This is a genomic window from Roseitalea porphyridii (genome assembly GCF_004331955.1).
Lineage (GTDB): Bacteria > Pseudomonadota > Alphaproteobacteria > Rhizobiales > Rhizobiaceae > Roseitalea > Roseitalea porphyridii.
On record NZ_CP036532.1, the window covers coordinates 3263848 to 3279689 of the forward strand.

Here is a 15842-nt window from a genome sequence, read left to right on the forward strand (position 1 = left end):
GATGACCCAGACACTCGGAGGAAAGACCGCTCTGGTGACCGCGGCAGGAGCGGGCATCGGACGCGCGTCGGCGATGGCGCTTGCGGCGCGCGGCGCCAACGTGATCGCCACCGATATCGACGGCGCGGCGGTCGCCGAATACGCCGATGCTTCGACGGGTATCACCGCCCGACAGCTCGACGTGCTCGACGCGGCTGCGGTCGACGCCCTGATCGGCGCGCATCCATCCATAGACATTCTGGTCAACTGCGCGGGCTGGGTGCACGACGGCACCATTCTCGATTGCGGCGAGGACGATTGGGACAGGTCCTTCGGTCTGAACGCCAGGGCCACGTTTTCGATCACCAAGGCGGTGTTGCCGATGATGGTCGAACGCGGCCAGGGGTCGATCATCAACATCGCCTCGATCGTCTCCAGCGAGAAAGGCGCCCCGCGACGCTTCGCCTACGGAGCATCGAAGGCCGCGATAATCGGCATGACCAAGTCGATCGCTGCCGATTTCGTCAGGGACGGCATCCGCTGCAACGCGATCTGTCCGGGGACGGTGCAAAGCCCGTCGCTGGAGCAACGGCTGGCGGCGACCGGCGATTTCGAGCAGGCGCTTGCAGCGTTCAAGGCGCGTCAGCCGATGGGGCGCCTCGGTCAGCCCGAGGAGATCGCCGAAATGGTGTGCCATCTCGCCTCGGACCTGTCCGCCTTCACCACCGGCCAGGCATTTGCCGTCGATGGCGGATGGTCCATCTGATGAGGCTGGCCCGCGCCGCCTCGATTGCCGATCTTCGCGAGCTTGCCAGGAGGCGTATTCCGCGTTTCGCCTTCGATCTGGTCGACGGAGGGGCGGAGGACGAACGCAATCTGCGCCGCAACGTCGAGGCGTTTGGCGAGGTCGAACTGACACCGCGCTACATGATCGATGTCGGCGCGGTCGAAACCGGCGTCACGGTGTTCGGACGAGACTACGCCCTGCCGCTGGGCATGGCCCCGATCGGCATGCTGAACGCGTTCTGGCCGGATGCCGACGTGATCCTTGCCAGACTGTGCAAGCGCGAGAACATCCCCTACGTCGCAAGTTCGGCGGCATCGACCACCCTTGAGAAACTGGCCGAGGCGGCCGACGGGAACGGCTGGTTCCAGCTTTACGTGTCGGGCGATGCGAACGTGACCGAAAGCCTGGTCGCCCGCGCCGAGGCTGCCGGTTACGATGTCCTGATGGTGACCGCCGATGTCCCGGCGGCGGGCAAGCGCGACCGCGATATCCGCAACCAGTTGAGCGTTCCCTTCAGGTTCACGCCAGGCGTACTTGCGCAACTCGCGGGAAGACCCGTCTGGTCGTTGGCCAGCTTGCGGAACGGCACACCCAACGTTGCCAACTACGCCGATCTGTTGAGCAGCGCGACGTCCTATGCGGACGTACAGAAGACCCTGATCACGCCGCGCTTCACATGGGCGGACCTCGAGCGGTTGCGCGAACGCTGGAAGGGGCGGCTGCTCGTCAAGGGGATCCTTCATCCGGACGACGCCGACAGATGCGCGCGGATCGGGTGCGACGGGATTGTGGTCTCCAACCATGGAGGACGCCAGGTCGCTTTCGGACCGGCGTCGGTCGAAGCATTGCCGGCAATCGCGGAAGCCGTAAAGGGCCGTCTCACCGTTCTTCTCGACAGCGGCATCCGTCGCGGTTCCGACGTGATCCGTGCCAAGGCACTTGGCGCGGATTTGGTCCTGGCCGGCCGCGCGCTTGCATTCGGCGTCGGAGCTGGCGGCGCGGCGGGTGCCCAGAGGGGCATCGACATCCTCAAGCTGGAGCTCGTTCGTGCGCTGGGCCAACTCGGCACACCCTGCTACGCGACGATCGACGCCTCGGTTCTGTCACACCGCTGACTTGCCGGCGCAGGATCAATCAGATCCCCTCCGCCAGGCAAGCGGTACGCCCACCGCCGGCGCGGCAATGGCTGAAGGCATCGCTGTCATGCCGCTGGCCGGAGCAGAACGGGGTCAGCTTTTTCCGGGCAGCGGATGATCCGTGACCAGCCGCATGCCCAGATGCGGAGGCGGGGCGCCGACCGCGCAGCCGCCGCGCGCCGGATCGCGCACGAGGAACGGGATCACAGCCTCGTGCTCACCACCGACGATATAGGCCGGGCATTGCGGCATCTGCTTGGTGCCCGACCCGTCAATGTAGCAGTCCTGCGTCCACTCCCAGACACTGCCGTTCAGGTCCGCGATTCCCTCTTTCGTCATCGACCATGACCCGGACGGACGTAGGCGGCGCTCGGTTCTGTCTTCGAGCAGATAATCCGATGCCCATGAAAGGGACGGATCGGTGAAGATCGGATCGGGCGTTTCCGGCAGGACGGGTTCGGCCATCGCATGCCATTCCCGCGCGGTCGGCAGCCGGAAGGGGTGCCGGGAGACGCGGTTGATCCAGACCAGATATTCGTTGACGTCGAGCCAGTTCAGACCGGTCGCCGGCCATTCATCGGGATTGCCGCCAGGCGGCGGCCTGAGCGCATGCGTGCACGCGCCGTCGTCATGGCATCGGTTCCATTCGGCGATCGTGACTTCACGGGCTTGCACGAAGAGCGGCCCGCCGCCCTCGGCGACGGCGGGCTTTGCCGCCATGAGCGGGATGTAGTCCATGTCAGGACCGCGCGGGACCGCAAAGGCTGCGATGACGGCGACGCACAGACCCGTCACGACCAGAGCCAGCGCTCTGCATCGCATCGATCCCGCTATCGCCGTCATCGCCGATGTCTCCGCCGTCAGCCCTGGAAGGATCGCGGCGCCACGACCTGCTCCATCAGATCGTTGTTCCATGGGCCCTCGACCACGAAGTGGGCCGTCGCACCCTTGAGGGCGGCGATGATCAGGTTGTGGTTGACGTAGGCGTAGACGCCCGGCTGCTCGAACGTGTACATCGCCGCCGCCGCGCAACCGCCGCGGACGAACCATGTTTCGACGCCCGTCAACGGCGGATCGGTGAACGATGTCTCCCAGACATAGTTGCCGTGCCCGCCGATCAGGTGCGGCCGGCTGTCCACGTTGCACGAATTGTGCACCATCAGCACGGTCTCGCCGACCCGGGCCTTGAGGGCGTTGGCGCCGGTGAGTGCGCCCACCGCGCCGTTGAAGACCTGATGCGTGGGCACGAGCGTCGCCATCGCCTCGAGGCTGTCGGCATAGTCGTCGCCGGCCGTGTCGTAGAACCTGAAGTCGCCGTTCCCGTCGCGCGGCAGGTAGTAGTCCTGCTCGCCCAGATAGGCGATCGAGTCATAGCGCAGCGGATTGCCTTCGGCGTCCTTCAGCCCGTCGCGCGGCAGAACCATGATGGCGCCGTTCATGCCGTGGCAGACATGGTAGGGGATCATCGCGCCGCCCGGCGCGCAGTGATAGGTGAAGCAGCCCGCCTTGGTGGCCTTCCAGCGCAGAACCGTTTCCTCGCCCGGATAGATGTGGGTGAGCGCACCGCCACCGAGCGCGCCCGTGGAGGCGTGGAAGTCGATATTGTGCTCCATGGCGCTTTCGACAGGATTGCGCAGCGTCAGTTCCACGTAATCATCCTGATGAACGATGATAAGCGGACCGGGAACCGAACCGTTGTAGGTCAGCGCCCAGATGCTCGCGCCGGTATCCTCGTCGACCGTCATCAGCCGCTCATGGGTGACCATTTCGATCTCGACGATCTTTGGCGGACCGCTGGCGACCTGCTCATGCTCGGGGGCGAAAGGCGGATCGACGAGTTCCTGGCGGACCCGCTCGAGACCGGACAGATCCGCAGGCGCGGCGTCGGCCATCGCGTCCGGTCCCGCCTCGACCTTGATGATCGGCGGGCGCCGCGTCCCGGCAGACACCGCCGGCGCATGACGTGGCAGAAGCGACGCCTGGGCCACGCCCCCGGTCAGCGCCGCGGCGCCCGCCAGGGCTGTGCCGCGCAGGACGTTGCGACGACTTGTCAGAACCTGTTCTGCGTTGATGGATTTTCTCATGGCAGCCTCCTTGGCTTGTGCAGGCGGGCGCACCGCATGCGCGCGGTCTGCCCGCCGGTGTTGATCACAGGTTGGACAGTTGGGCTTCGAAGCGCTTGCGCGCGCGTGGCGGAATGCGGCCTTCGAGATAGTTCTGCGGCGCCTCGCTCACCTCGCCGACGGCCACCGTCATGACCATGCCCATGGCGTAGTGCGGCAGGCACTTGATGCCGTACAGGCCTTCGGCGTCGAAGGTGATCTCGATCTCCTCGTTGATCTTGCCCTTGAAAGCCTCGGCATTCTCCGGGATCATCTCGAGGATCGACTCGGCATTATGGCCCGGGTCCGCGGCGATGAACTTCACGGTGTCGCCCGGTTCGACGCGCAGGAAACCCGGCTCGAAGACCATTGGCCCGGCCTCACCCCTGTTGAGCATCTGCACCTCGTGCATCTCGGCGAGAGCCGGCCCCGCAAGGGCCATTCCGAGGGTCAGTGTGGCTGCAAGTACGCGTAGCATCTGGTTCTCCTTTGCCCGCCCTGTGTTTGTCCGGGCCGAAGATGCCGCTGATCCGGAGGTTCTTCGTTGCGCTGCCACAAACAACGACGCAGCATTTGCGCCGCGTCCGCAGGACCGTTACGGATCGTGACCGCGTGCAAGACCGGGAGGGGTGACGCAGGTGCAGACCCGAGGGACGCCCACACGCCCGCCAAGGCTTGACGAAAGCCTTCTGGGCGGCCTCGCGCCGTTTGCGCGCCTGACCCTTTCTGAACGCCGACAGATCCTGGACAGGGCGACATCGTGCCGTTTCGAACGATCAAGAGCGATCTTCGAGGAGGGCGCGGCAGCGGATCGGTTCTTTCTGCTGCTCGACGGCTATGTCCGCGTCGTGCGCCAGAATGAGGACGGCAACCAGGTGATCATGCTGCATGTCCCCAGCGGACAGTTGATCGGGATCGCCCAGGCCTTTGACCGCGACACCTATCCGGCCACCGCCGTCGCCGCCAGCGAATGCGTGGCGCTCGCCTGGCCGGCGTCTTTCTGGAACGTCCTTGTCGAAGACTATCCAGGCTTTGCGGGCGCGGCGATGAAGACCATCGGCCTGCGGGTGAAGGAATTCAACGAGCGGATCGTGGAGATGGCGACTCTGCAGGTCGAACAGCGCATCGCGCACATGGTCCTGCGCCTGGTCAATCAGGCCGGCCGCAAGTCAGCCGACGGCATCGAGATCGCCATGCCCGTGACCAGACAGGACCTTTCCGAAATGACCGGGTCGACCCTGCATACGGTCAGCCGCCTGCTGAGCGCATGGGAAAAGAAGGGTTGGGTCAAGAGCGGCCGCCGCCGCATCATCGTCAGGGAGCCGCATCAGCTGGTTCTGTTGAGCGAAGGCCGAAGCTGAGCCTCGATGGCCCGGTGCAGGTCGGCGCGAAGCGTTTCCTCGTCGACCCCGTGCTCCCGACACGCATCGACCACCGTATGGAACGGTGCGATCAGGCATCCGATGCAGAGCAGCCGGTGGTCGATGAAGACCCCGATCGTCTCCGGCCAACGCGCCATCAACTCGTCGAGCGGCAGGTCGGGATTGTCGATCGGATGTGACATCGCCATTGCCCTGATCTGAAAACGCCAAGGATAGCGGCCGATGCGGAGACGAGTTTGCGCGATCGCAAACTCAATTCACGCGAGCGTCTTCGGGCGCGGACAAGGATGGCCTCGCCTCCTGTCGTCGCCCAATGCCGCCACGAACCCGGTCCAGCCCATGGCTCACCGACACGGTCGCGGCGCGATCAGGAGCGGGCCGTACAGAAGGGCAAAGCCGGCAAATGCCGCGATCCACGCCAAGCCCGAGGCCAGATGAAACGCCGAGGCCAGATCGGGCAATGCCCCCGCCATCAGGCGTGCCAGTGTGGCTGCAATGACCAGGAGGTAGATCGCGGTCGTGCCAAAGCCGGCCGACAGCGTCCGGCCGGTGTGGCCGAGCGTGGCGCGCGTCATCACTGCAAGGGTCATCAGTCCGATGCCGCCGGCCATCCAGATGTGCTGCGCGGCCGCCGCGCCCGCACGATCGGCAGACAGGTTCGACAGACCCAGAACGATGGCGCCCAAGGGCACGAAGGCGTAGCCGGCATGCAGCACCCACACGAGCGGCTCGGCGCCCGTGCGCATGCCCGCCCAGCGAAGTAGGCGCGCCGCGTGCGCCGCACCGGCCAGCACCAGCGCGAGGCCGGCGGCCGATGAACCCGGCCATGCCACCCATGTGGAAAGCGCGGCGACAAGCGTCAGCAGCGCGACCTTGTCGAACCGCGCCATTGGCGGCGTCGGCAGACGCCCTGCGCCACGCTTGACCAGCCAGTTTCGTGTGAAGGAGGGAACGATGCGACCGCCGATCAATGCGATCAGCATGATGGCCGTGGCAAGGCCGATGCGCAGGCCGTAGCCTTGCGCCGCATAGTCGCCGCGCGCCGCCTCCCAATGGAAGACGCCGTTGCCGGCGACAAGGGCAGAGAACAGCGCGAGCACGATCAGGTTGCGCCAGTTTTTGCCCGCGACGATCTCGCGGGCGACGATCAGCGCGAACAGGACCGGAAACGCCAGATCGACCGCCGCCACCACGGGCGCCGGCCACAGCGCGGACGTTGCGATTGCCGCACGACCCAAGAGCCACAACAGGAAAAGCCCGCCGAGCGCCCAGCCGGCGATCGGCAGCCGGCCGGTCCAGTTTGGCACGGCGGTCAGAAGGAAGCCGGCGATTATCGCGCCGAGATAGCCATAGAGGAACTCATGCGCGTGCCATGACACCGGGTCCAGTCGCGTCGGCAGGCTGAAAGCGCCCGCCAGCATCGCCAGCCACAGGGTCATCGCCAGCGCCGCCCAGATGGCCCCGCCCAGAAAGAACGGCCTGAACCCGTGGCTCAGCAGGGCCGGCCCCTGCCAGGCGCGCATCCGATCCATCGTCCCGATGGCGTTCATGGCAGTACCCTTGTCCGGCCGACGAGGACCGTGCGGCTGCGCTGAAGGACATGGCCGTCCTCATCGCAGATGAGCTGGAGACGGCGCTCGCCATGGCGGAACGTCAGCCGAAAGCGGCCCTCGTCTTCCCCGGCGCCTTCCTCGACGCGACCGGTGATCGCGCCCGCGCGCATGAGCGGCTGAACCTCTTCCGGCTCGATGCCGAACGGGCCGGCCAGCATGTCGGCCGAAACGGTCACGGCGCCGTTTTCGATCTCCACGGTCATCGGTTGGCCCCCGGACCCGGCGAACCCGGCTGCGCGGCTGCCGGCAGCGCGCAGTCGGCGAGGGTGTGCGTGTTCAGATCGTCGAGGAAACGCGCCCGCGCCGCTGCCAGCATGCCCTTGAGACGACAGGTCGGCGTGATCACGCAGGCCCCGCCGTCGCGCTGGAAGCACTCGACCAGCGCCGACCTTTCCTCGAGCACCGCGACGATCTCGCCGACGCGCAAAAGGTCCGGGCTCTTTGCCAGGACCGCGCCGCCGCCTGCGCCCCTACGGGTCTCGACGATGCCTGCGGCGGCCAGCGCCTGGATCGCCTTGGTCAGATGGTTGCGCGATATGCCGAACTCGGCCGCGATCTCGGCGGTCGAATGCGCGCGGTCAGGTTCGCCGGCCATGCGCATGAGCGCGCGCAGACCGAAATCGGTGAAGCTGGTCAGTCGCATCCGGCAGAACTCCTGCATGCTCGAGGGCGGATGCGGTGTCGTAGCAAAATTAATTGGTATTTGAAATACCAATACTGTCGGAACGTGCGTTGCACACGGCGCTCCGCACGCGCCGCCTTGCCAGTGCTGGAAATCGTCAACGCTGCCGGCGATACCGCAACGGTGTTCGGTTTGAACCAGACGCGCGCGGCTCGCGAGAAGATGGCGCAAGTCTGCCAGAACTAACACCCGTGACTTGCAGGGCGAAGGAGCGTCAAGGGCGGATCAAGGATCGCCCGTCGACCGGTGGACCTGTCGCTGGATTGGGCCACCCCTTCGGCCACGCAACTGTCGCAGGACGTAGCAGACAGTGCATCGTTCTGTACGCGCTCGGCACTCAGTCACTGGCGAAGCGAATTCCAGACCCGCACCTTAAGGATCAGTCCACATCCAGCGGTTCTGCTCCCAGATCTTCTCGCCGATAAGGCAGTCGGATTCGCCGCCGGGCAGGTCGAGAATGCTGCCGCTCGTGGGCATGATGTGCGCCGGCGGTGAGGGGCGCCCTGCCAGTTCGAGGACGATCTTGCGTCGCACGGCTTCGGGGAATTCCTCCCATGACAGAACCGGAATCAGGAACGCGCCGGGGCCGCCGATGACGCAGTCCCGGTAGTAGAGGTCCAGCCGCTCGATATCGAACTGGCTGTAGATGCCGTCGCGCGTCATCAGTGGCAGGCCGTTGATGATGATGCCCGATGCAAGCGCTTCATCGCGGGCCAGGGCGACATATGGCCCCTGATTGTTCGGCCCGTCGCCGGAAATGTCGATGATGCGCCGGTTGCCGGAATAGGCGTTGGTGTCGATTGCGTTGACCGCAAAGTTGATCCCGCCGGAAATGGACGTGCGGCTCATCGAAGGAGAGCGGTGGGCAAGCAGTTGCCGGGCAAATGCCTGTGCGTCCGCGCGATCCTCGATCAGCGTCCAGTCGACGACGATCCTCTGATTGTACTGGCCTGCCCACTCGACATACTGGATCGCCACGCGGCCAAGCAGGCCGTCGCCCATTGCATCGATCACCTCGTCGCTGACGAGGGCTTCCGCATATCCCCGGCGCTGGATGTCGAGTTCTTCCGGAGACATGGACCGCGAAACATCGACGGCGAGCACGAGTTCGACATCGACCTCGATCGTCTGTGCGCTCAATGCAGCAGCCGGCAGCAGCGACATGAATAGGATCACGATCAGGCTTTGGAGGCGAAAGCGCATATGTCAGTGCACCGCGTTTGCCGAGCACCGTCAATTCACGTTCTGCCGGCCGCATGAGCTTGTGAGGATTTCTCGAGGGTAGAGAGAGGGAAGGCGATTGTGGCGAACGCCGCCCGCCTGCAGGCATCGCCGAAAACGCCGGACGGCATTCCGCCCGGAGCAGACGTGCGGGCATCTGCTTCTGCGCCGTCACGGAAGAGTGAGCGGAAAGATGAAACTTTCGACAAATTTCTCACGTCGGACAGGTTACCCGCATCTGCTCAACGGAGTTGACATGTCTTTTCCTCTCAGTCGCCGAACCGTCCTGTCCGTTGGCCTTGGCACACTTGCCACCGCCGCCATGCCCCTTGCAGCGCGTGCCAGTACGATCTCCTTCAACAGTGGCTGGGAGCACCTGAAGTTCCGCAGCCTTGAGCCCAACACGTTCAACACCGCCGGCAACGCCCTGACCGTTGTTGCCGAAGGCACCTCCTCGATCTTGTACCGGATCTTGCCTTCTGACCTGTTTGACAGCCGCCGCGCCGAATGGACATGGCGCGTCGACAGTTCCGTCCCACCGTCGGACCTGAACGATACCGACAATGATGACCGCAATCTGGGTGTGTTTTTTGTCAATGCTTCCGATGACGTCGCCGCACGGATTCGTCCGGGCACGGGCATCTCCAGCCTAATGCGCAATCGTAACGTGCAGGTGCTGATGTATACATGGGGCGGCAACAATCCGCAGGGCACCGTCATTCCCAGCCCGCAAGCACCGGGCCGCTTGCGCAATGTCGTGCAGCGACGTCCCGCAACCGGCCAGTTCCGGGAAAGTGTTGATTTGGCTCGAGATTTCCAGCGAGTGTTCGGTGTAGAGCTGCGCAATCTGGTGGCGCTGGCTGTTTCGTCCAACAGCGAGAACTCGGGTAGCCGTGTTCAGGCGCAGGTGAGCGAATGGGTGTTGGGATAGCCGCTTGCTGTTGAGCTGCTCCAGTGCTTGCTGGCGCAAGTGCGCTGCCGGTGCATTTTCGGATGGAAAGGGCCGGCTGCCATAGGGCAGACCTCCAGGCCTTCGAATTGGGTGGGCGCCATCGTCGGCACATTCAGCTTGGCGCGCGGATAGTCCGGACGGGTCTTGATGCCGCCATTGGCGACGACCAGCGTTCGGCCATCCGGCATCAGGGCCATGTCGTGCGGGCCGGTTTCGAGCGTGTCGAACTCGCCCATGCGGGCAGAGCCGCCGGTCGCGTCAGCGGACGTTGGTACAAGTCATCCAAACCGGTGTGACGGGAGCCCCTTCACGCCGAGGTCGACAGCGAAGAGCGCGCCTTCCTGTGGATTTGCGGCCAGATGGTCGGCATCCATCGTGAATCGCGCCGAGGTGACATAGAGCGTCGAAAGGTCCGCGCCGCCGAACGCGCAACTCGTCGGCCACGAGCACGGCAGGTCGACGACGCGGTCGACGCGGCCGTCCGGCGCCATCCGGATCAGGCACGCGCCGCCAACGACACGGCAGTTCCAGATGAAGCCGTCGGCGTCGATGCACGAACCGTCGGGCAGGCCGCGCTCGAAACCGGCGAGGACGGTGCGCCGGTCCCGCAGCGACCCGCCCGGCCCGATGGCGTAGGAATAGAGCGCGTTCTCCATCGTGTCGGCGGTGATCAGCCGGCCATCGTCCGTCCAGACCATCGTGTTGGTGATGCCGAACCTGTCATCGGAAAGCGGTGTGACCGCACCGTCCGGCGTGACGCGATAGAGCCGCCCGGTGCTCGCGGTGACGTCTTCGGGTGAGCCGTCGGGCGCGATGTTGTTCTGCATCGTGCCGACCCAGAAGCTGCCATCGGGCGCAACGACACCCTCGTTCAACCGGTTGCCGGGCAGGTCGGGTTCGACTTCGGCGAACGGCGTGATCGTTCCGGCGAAATCGAACCGGGCCACGGTCTTGGCCATGCCGATCACGGCCCCGCCGTCGGCCGCAAGGCCGATGGACGTCACGATTTCCGGCGTGTCCCAACACTGCAGATCGCCGGACGGCAGTACCAGCCGGTGGATGCGCCGGCCGACGATGTCCACCCAGCACAACGCGGCATTGCGTTCGTCATGGACGATGCTTTCGCCCACCACGTTGCGCGCATCGAGAACCATGTCGACCATACCTGCCTCCGGATTTGCACGTTTTTGCTCACAGGATAGTTGCACAGGCGTATCAGATATGTCTATCCTGTCATACAGGTTTGGACGAACTGGACGGAATCCGGCGACATGAACGAGATTGAAGCGGGTGGCATGCAGACGGGCGCAACCCGTGTCCACGACACGATCGGCGCGATCACGCGGCACATCCGGACGAACGCGCTCGCGCCGGGCGATCGGCTGCCGAGCGAGGCGTTCTTCTCGGACAATCTGAAGGTGTCGCGGACCGTGGTGCGCGAGGCGTTCCGCTCGCTGGCGGCCCTGCGCCTGATCGATCTGAGCGCCGGTCGGCGCGCGACGGTGGCCCGCGTCGATCACGGCGCGATGTCGGCGATCATCGAGCATGGCGTGCATACCGACCAGATCTCGGTGCATCAGATCTATGATGTCCGGCGGACGATCGAGACGCGCACCGCAGCTCTCGCCGCCCTGCATCGCACCGATGCGCAGGCCGAGCGCATCGTCGGCCTCGCGCAGGCCATGGCCCGCGACATCGACACGCCGCCGGCGGTCATGGAGCACGACCTTGCCATGCACATCGCTATCGCCGAGGCGGCGCGCAATCCGGTCTTCGCGATGATCGTCGGCGCTTTCGAGGGGGTCACCCGCGAAACATGGCCGATCGGCTGGCGCTCGCGCACCTCGCGCAAGGAGCAACTGGTGATGATCGACCTGCACATCGCGCTGGCAGAGGCGATCGCGACGGGCGATCCGGCACGCGCGGCCGAACTGATGGCCGAGCATTTCGACGTCAGCGTGCGCGCCCTGATCGCCGCCGGCATCGCCTGAGCCTGGCCATGAAGATCACCGCCATCGAAACGATCCGGATCGCCGAACGCCCGAACATCCTGTGGGTGCACGTCCACACCGACGAAGGTCTGACCGGTCTGGGCGAGACCTTCTTCATCGCAGGCACCGTCGAGACCTATGTCCACGAATATCTGGCGCCTCGCGTCATCGGCCGCAATCCGCTCGAGATCGACCGGCTGAGCGGAGAACTCGTCGGCTATCTCGGCTTCCGCTCGGCCGGCGCGGAGACCCGTGGCAACTCGGCTTTCGACATCGCCCTTTGGGACCTGTTCGGCAAGGCGACCGGACAGCCGGTGGCCCAGCTTCTGGGCGGCTTCAGCCGGCCGTCGATCCGCACCTACAACACCTGCGCCGGCACCGACTACATCAAGCAGGCGACCGGCCAGCAGTCGGACAATTTCGGGCTGGGCGCCGATGCGCGCTATGACGATCTGAACGGCTTCCTGAACAATGCCGACGAATTGGCCCATTCGCTGCTCGAAGAGGGCATCACGGCCATGAAGATATGGCCGTTCGACCTGGCCGCCGAGAAGACCGGCGGGCATTACATCTCCGGCGAGGACCTGCGCGCCGCACTCGTGCCGTTCGAGAAGATCCGGAAGGCAGTCGGCGACACGATGGATGTCATGGTGGAGTTCCACTCCATGTGGCAATTGCTGCCAGCCCTCCAGATCGCCCGGGCGCTCGAGCCGTTCGGCACGTTCTGGCACGAAGACCCGATCCGTATGGACAGCCTGTCCAGCCTCAAGCGCTACGCCGAGGTGAGCCGCGCGCCGATCTGCGCCTCCGAGACGCTCGCCAGCCGTTGGGCCTTTCGCGACCTGCTGGAGACCGGTGTCGCCGGCGTGGTGATGCTCGACATCTCCTGGTGCGGCGGCCTGTCGGAGGCCCGCAAGATCGGCGCCATGGCCGAGGCCTGGCATCTGCCCGTCGCGCCGCACGACTGCACCGGGCCGGTCGTGCTCGGCGCCTCGACCCACCTGTCGCTGAACCTGCCCAATGCGCTGGTGCAGGAAAGCGTGCGGGCGTTCTACCGCACTTGGTACCGCGACCTCGTGACCGCCCTGCCCGAGGTGAAGGACGGCATGATCACGGTCCCGCCCGGACCGGGCCTGGGCATGGAGCTATCCCCTGAACTCGACCGCCAGTTTTCCGCAACGCGTCGGGTCACACAACAAGCGGATCTGTGACACGTCAATCAAGGAGGAGACCATGAAACGACTAGCAGCAATCGCGGCGCTCGGCGCCGCCCTGACGGCCACCACGGCCATGGCGCAGGATGAGCCCATGGACATCGTGTTCACCCACCATTCGAGCGCCTCCAACCCGTTCTGGCAGGCGGTCAAGAAGGGCTTCGACGATGCCTGCGAGAAGATCGGGGCGGACTGCCAGATGATCTTCACCCAGACCGAGGGCGCCATCGACCAGCAGGCCGCCAACATGATCACCGCCCTCGCCGCCGGCCCGGACGCGCTGATCACCTCGATCGTCGACAACACGGCCTTCGATCAGGTGATCGAGCAGGCCGTCGATCAGGGGGTGGTCGTCATCGCCGCCAATGTCGACGATACCGAGGGGGCCCAGGGCAATGCCCGTGCCGCTTTCGTCGGCCAGGGGTTCGTTCCCGCGGGCTACGCGCTCGCCCGGAAGATGTCCGAGTTCTTCCCCGAGGAAGGGCCGATCAACGCCGTCGTCGGCATCTCGGCTCCGGGTCAGAACTGGTCCGAGCAGCGCGGTCAGGGCGTGGTGAATTTCCTTGAGGAGTACAAGGAGCAGAACCCCGACCGTGAGGTCGAGATCACGCGCCTGGACACCGGCACCGACGGCGCCGTGGTGGCCGAACGCGTCGGTTCCTACCTGAACGCCAACCCCGACACGACCGCCTATTTCGATACCGGGCTGTGGCACGCCTATGTGGCCCAGGTCCTCGCCGATCGCGGCGTCGAGCCGGGCGAGGTGCTGATGGGCGGCTTCGATATCGTTTCGGAAGTGCTCAACCAGATGGAGGCCGGCTACATCCAGGTGCAGGTCGACCAGCAGCCTTACATGCAGGGGTTCATCCCCGTCATGCAGGCCTACCTGGCCCACAATTTCGACCTGGCGCCAGCCGATGTCGACACCGGTCAGGGCCTTGTCCTGCAGGAAGACGTGCCGGCCCTCAAGGAACTGGCCGCCGAGGGCCTTCGCTAGGGGTCCGCAACCGGAACGCGGCCGGCGCAACACGTCGGCCGCCAATTCTTCCGCATGCCGAGGACTGCGCCACCGTGCGACGATTCATCAAGATATACATGGAGCGGCCCGAACTGGCCGGCATCGCCTTTCTCATCTTGCTGGCGCTCGTGTTTCAGGTCCGGTCCGACGGCGTCTTCCTGGGCGCCCAGAACCTGCAGGGCATATTGGGGCTGCTGCCGGAAATGGCGCTTGTCGCCATCGGCGTGACCCTTCTGATGATCTGCGGCGAGTTCGATCTTTCGGTCGGCTCGGTCTTCGCGCTGGCGCCGATGGTCATGGGCGTGCTGTTGGCCGACGGCGTCCCCTTCATCCTCGCCTTTCCGGCCGGACTTCTGACGGCCCTCGCCGTGGGGCTCGTCAACGGCGTCATCACGGTGCGCTTTGCCATCCCGAGCTTCATCACCACGCTCGGCATGCTCTTTGTCGCCCGATCGCTGACCGTCGTGATCTCGGGCGGATTTCCGCCCGTCATTCCGCCCGATGCGATGCCGCGCCAACTCTTCATCGCCTTCGTCGGTCCCGGCGACATGTTCCGCATGTCGTTTCTGTGGTTTCTGGCGATCGCCGTTCTGGTCGCGCTTGCCCTGTCGCGCACCAATTTCGGCAACTGGGTGCGCGCGACAGGCGGCTTCCTGCCGGCCGCACAGGCGATGGGCATTCCCACCGCGCGGGTGAAGATCGTCTGCTTCATGATCTGCTCGCTGCTCGCGGGCTTTGCCGGCACGATCCAGGTCATGCGCCTTGGCGCCCCGCTCCCCTCCATCGGCGAGGGGCTAGAACTGCAGGCCGTGGCGGCCGCGGTGATCGGCGGAACCGCGCTGACCGGCGGCATCGGCACGATCCTGGGCGGCATCATCGGCGCGGTTCTGATCCGCGTCATCGACAATGGCCTCGTGCTCAGCCGGGTCGATGCGAACTGGTTCAAACTGGCGCTCGGCTCGCTGACGATCCTCGCCGTTATCGTCAACGCCTGGCTGCGCAAGAAGGCGCGCGCCATGAAGGTGGAGACCGATTGATGGAACCGGTCATCGAAATCCGCGACCTGCACAAATGGTATTCGGGCGTGCACGCGCTCAAGGGCGTCTCGCTCGACGTGCGGCCGAACGAGGCGCTTGGCCTGGTCGGCGACAATGGTGCGGGCAAGTCGACGCTGATCAACATCCTGTCGGGCATGCAGACCGCCGACAGCGGCAGCATTCGGTTCGAAGGCCGGCCGGTGCATTTCGAGAACCCGCGCGATGCGATGGATGCGGGCATCGAGACCATCTACCAGTACAATTCCATGGTTCCGACCATGTCGATCGCGCGCAACATGTTCATCGGCCGCGAACCGCTCAGCGCCTCCCTGTTCGGGATCGGCGTGATGGACCATCGCCGCATGGCCGAAGAGAGCATGCAGGCCCTGCGCGACGTCGACCTGCATCTGCGTTCGCCGGAGGCGCTGGTGGGCGAATTGTCGGGCGGCCAGCGGCAGGGCGTCGCCATCGCCCGCGCCATGCATTTCCGCTCCAAGGTTATGATACTCGACGAGCCGACGAACCATCTGGCGGTCAAGGAGACCCAGAAGGTGATCGGCTTTGTCCAGTCGCTCAAGGACAACGACGTCACCACCATCTTCATCAGCCACAACATCCATCACGTGTTCGAATGCTGCGACCGCATCGTCGCCATGGCGCGCGGCGAGATCGTTCTGGACCGGCGCGCCGACGAGGTGTCGATGGACGACGTGCTCGACGTTCTGTGA

The 15842-nt window shown here is 65.3% G+C and carries 19 protein-coding genes; 9 read left to right on the forward strand and 10 right to left on the reverse strand.

Going from position 1 to position 15842, the window contains the following annotated elements; genetic code table 11:
* The first annotated feature begins 1 nt into the window (after position 1).
* Both E0E05_RS15915 and E0E05_RS15920 read left to right on the forward strand, forming a co-directional pair.
* Positions 2–745 carry an SDR family oxidoreductase gene (locus E0E05_RS15915; protein WP_131617591.1) on the forward strand — a complete coding sequence of 248 codons (744 nt, stop codon included), beginning with the start codon at positions 2–4 and terminating at the stop codon, positions 743–745.
* Positions 745–1881 (forward strand): alpha-hydroxy acid oxidase, encoded by a 1137-nt coding sequence (locus tag E0E05_RS15920; protein ID WP_210215726.1) that lies wholly within the window; start codon positions 745–747, stop codon positions 1879–1881. The genes E0E05_RS15915 and E0E05_RS15920 overlap by 1 nt, the downstream gene beginning before the upstream one ends.
* A gap of 114 nt (positions 1882–1995) precedes the next feature.
* Here E0E05_RS15920 and E0E05_RS15925 read toward each other — a convergent pair whose 3' ends face one another.
* The 3 genes from E0E05_RS15925 to E0E05_RS15935 form a co-directional block, all read right to left on the reverse strand.
* Complete coding sequence (locus E0E05_RS15925; RefSeq protein ID WP_210215727.1) at positions 1996–2724, reverse strand: formylglycine-generating enzyme family protein; 729 nt, start codon at positions 2722–2724, stop codon at positions 1996–1998.
* Positions 2725–2762: 38 nt separating this feature from the next.
* Positions 2763–3986, reverse strand: coding sequence for a copper-containing nitrite reductase (gene nirK, locus E0E05_RS15930; RefSeq protein ID WP_131617593.1), 1224 nt, complete (start codon positions 3984–3986; stop codon positions 2763–2765).
* A 64-nt stretch (positions 3987–4050) separates the two neighbouring features.
* Positions 4051–4482, reverse strand: coding sequence for a pseudoazurin (locus E0E05_RS15935; protein WP_192900420.1), 432 nt, complete (start codon positions 4480–4482; stop codon positions 4051–4053).
* Between the two features lie 160 nt (positions 4483–4642).
* Between E0E05_RS15935 and E0E05_RS15940 the strand changes: the two genes are divergently transcribed.
* Entirely contained in the window at positions 4643–5365 is a 723-nt protein-coding gene (locus E0E05_RS15940; RefSeq protein ID WP_131617594.1) for a Crp/Fnr family transcriptional regulator, read from the forward strand.
* On the opposite strand, the gene E0E05_RS15945 is transcribed toward E0E05_RS15940, so the two are convergent.
* The 5 genes from E0E05_RS15945 to E0E05_RS15965 form a co-directional block, all read right to left on the reverse strand.
* Positions 5332–5568: a DUF1858 domain-containing protein gene (locus E0E05_RS15945; RefSeq protein ID WP_131617595.1), complete on the reverse strand. Its 237-nt coding sequence runs from the start codon at positions 5566–5568 to the stop codon at positions 5332–5334. The genes E0E05_RS15940 and E0E05_RS15945 overlap by 34 nt on opposite strands.
* Positions 5569–5730: 162 nt before the next feature.
* Entirely contained in the window at positions 5731–6936 is a 1206-nt protein-coding gene (locus E0E05_RS15950) for an NnrS family protein (protein WP_244597796.1), read from the reverse strand.
* Entirely contained in the window at positions 6933–7202 is a 270-nt protein-coding gene (locus E0E05_RS15955; RefSeq protein ID WP_131617596.1) for a DUF6522 family protein, read from the reverse strand. The genes E0E05_RS15950 and E0E05_RS15955 overlap by 4 nt, the downstream gene beginning before the upstream one ends.
* Positions 7199–7642: an RrF2 family transcriptional regulator gene (locus E0E05_RS15960; RefSeq protein WP_131617597.1), complete on the reverse strand. Its 444-nt coding sequence runs from the start codon at positions 7640–7642 to the stop codon at positions 7199–7201. Before E0E05_RS15960 ends, E0E05_RS15955 begins: the two co-directional genes overlap by 4 nt.
* A gap of 411 nt (positions 7643–8053) precedes the next feature.
* A complete protein-coding gene (locus E0E05_RS15965; protein WP_244597797.1) occupies positions 8054–8845 on the reverse strand; it encodes a DUF1194 domain-containing protein in 792 nt (263 codons plus the stop codon).
* A 250-nt stretch (positions 8846–9095) separates the two neighbouring features.
* Here E0E05_RS15965 and E0E05_RS15970 point away from each other — a divergent pair, with 250 nt between their 5' ends.
* Positions 9096–9833, forward strand: a complete 738-nt coding sequence (locus tag E0E05_RS15970) for a DUF3047 domain-containing protein (protein ID WP_210215729.1) — start codon at positions 9096–9098, stop codon at positions 9831–9833.
* On the opposite strand, the gene E0E05_RS17925 is transcribed toward E0E05_RS15970, so the two are convergent.
* Entirely contained in the window at positions 9800–10090 is a 291-nt protein-coding gene (locus tag E0E05_RS17925; protein ID WP_039724306.1) for a DUF1513 domain-containing protein, read from the reverse strand. The genes E0E05_RS15970 and E0E05_RS17925 overlap by 34 nt on opposite strands.
* 42 nt (positions 10091–10132) lie before the next feature.
* Positions 10133–11017, reverse strand: a complete 885-nt coding sequence (locus E0E05_RS15980) for an SMP-30/gluconolactonase/LRE family protein (RefSeq protein WP_131617599.1) — start codon at positions 11015–11017, stop codon at positions 10133–10135.
* Between the two features lie 108 nt (positions 11018–11125).
* Between E0E05_RS15980 and E0E05_RS15985 the strand changes: the two genes are divergently transcribed.
* The 5 genes from E0E05_RS15985 to E0E05_RS16005 all read left to right on the forward strand — a co-directional run bounded on the left by E0E05_RS15985 (position 11126) and on the right by E0E05_RS16005 (position 15842).
* Entirely contained in the window at positions 11126–11845 is a 720-nt protein-coding gene (locus E0E05_RS15985) for a FadR/GntR family transcriptional regulator (protein WP_244597799.1), read from the forward strand.
* An 8-nt stretch (positions 11846–11853) separates the two neighbouring features.
* On the forward strand, positions 11854–13056 hold the full coding sequence (locus E0E05_RS15990; RefSeq protein ID WP_131617600.1) for a mandelate racemase/muconate lactonizing enzyme family protein: 1203 nt from the start codon (positions 11854–11856) through the stop codon (positions 13054–13056).
* Between the two features lie 22 nt (positions 13057–13078).
* Positions 13079–14056, forward strand: coding sequence for a sugar ABC transporter substrate-binding protein (locus tag E0E05_RS15995; RefSeq protein WP_131617601.1), 978 nt, complete (start codon positions 13079–13081; stop codon positions 14054–14056).
* Between the two features lie 74 nt (positions 14057–14130).
* Positions 14131–15114 carry an ABC transporter permease gene (locus tag E0E05_RS16000; RefSeq protein WP_131617602.1) on the forward strand — a complete coding sequence of 328 codons (984 nt, stop codon included), beginning with the start codon at positions 14131–14133 and terminating at the stop codon, positions 15112–15114.
* Positions 15111–15842: an ATP-binding cassette domain-containing protein gene (locus tag E0E05_RS16005; protein ID WP_131617603.1), complete on the forward strand. Its 732-nt coding sequence runs from the start codon at positions 15111–15113 to the stop codon at positions 15840–15842. The genes E0E05_RS16000 and E0E05_RS16005 overlap by 4 nt, the downstream gene beginning before the upstream one ends.